This is a genomic window from Cupriavidus mimosae (genome assembly GCF_023952485.1).
GTDB lineage: Bacteria > Pseudomonadota > Gammaproteobacteria > Burkholderiales > Burkholderiaceae > Cupriavidus > Cupriavidus taiwanensis_C.
This window is the reverse complement of the sequence record NZ_JALHRY010000097.1, coordinates 1-899: the sequence shown is the minus strand read 5'-3', so window position 1 is coordinate 899 and position 899 is coordinate 1. Positions and strand designations below refer to the sequence as shown.

The following is an 899-nucleotide window of genomic DNA, read 5'->3' as shown; positions in this document are numbered from 1 at the left end:
TGATGGTCAGCAGCTTGCGCAGCCTGTCGTCCTGAATAGCGGATTGGGCCAGGACGCGCTCAACCTGCTGCAGATTCTCTGCCAGCCTGTCGAGCTCATGCAACCGCTGGTCAATCCCGATGCGCTCGTCCATGGGTAGCGGCTGAAGGCTCAGCCAGGCCCGCCCTTTCTTGCCAAACAGGTCTGTCGCAGGACACCGTGCGATGAGATGTGCGGCAAGGACAGCGTGAATCTCATTCTTGAGCCGCGTCCGCTGCCGCACGATCTGGGCGCGGCGCGACACCTGCCGTCGCATCGCTTGCGTGGCCTCGTCTGGAATCCACACCTCGGGCAGGAAGCCACTCGCATAGAGTTGCGCAAGGATCGCGGCATCGATCTTATCCGTCTTGACGCGCGCTTCTGCGATCAGGCGGACTTGCAACGGGTTGGCGACAATCACTTTGCCGACATGACCTGTCAGCACGTTCGCGATGGCGATCGTGTTGCCGGTCGCCTCGAGTACCACGTGGTCGTCGGGCTTTAGCTTGGCAGCAAAGTGTTCCAGCTCGTCGCGTCGCAGTCCGACGCGCCCGCCGGCGCGTAGCCGGCCATTCTCCAAATAGGCGATCTCGGCCACCGATCGCGATACATCCAGTCCTATCACTCGCATTGGCGTCTCCCATGGGAAACATCGCAAATGGGAGCCGGTGGGACAGCACGACAACTACGGATTCGCGCTCGCAGCGCAACCGGGCGGGTCGCAGGGGCGGCCAACTACTAACACGAGCTCGCAGCTCAACGTATATGAACGGCCTGCCCACCCGAAGTGCTCCCCGGTGCCCCTGTCCCGGATGGTCGAACCATACACCAAGTTACACGGTGAGGAGAGGAAGGGCACCGGTTCCTATCATGCCGGTTAC

The 899-nt window shown here is 62.0% G+C and carries 1 protein-coding gene; it reads right to left on the bottom strand.

All coding sequences use genetic code 11. The features are described 5' to 3' along the window. On the bottom strand, positions 1-649 hold a 649-nt coding region (locus tag MKD50_RS30480), incomplete at its 3' end, for an IS110 family transposase (protein WP_252669772.1). Between the last annotated feature and the right edge of the window lie 250 nt (positions 650-899).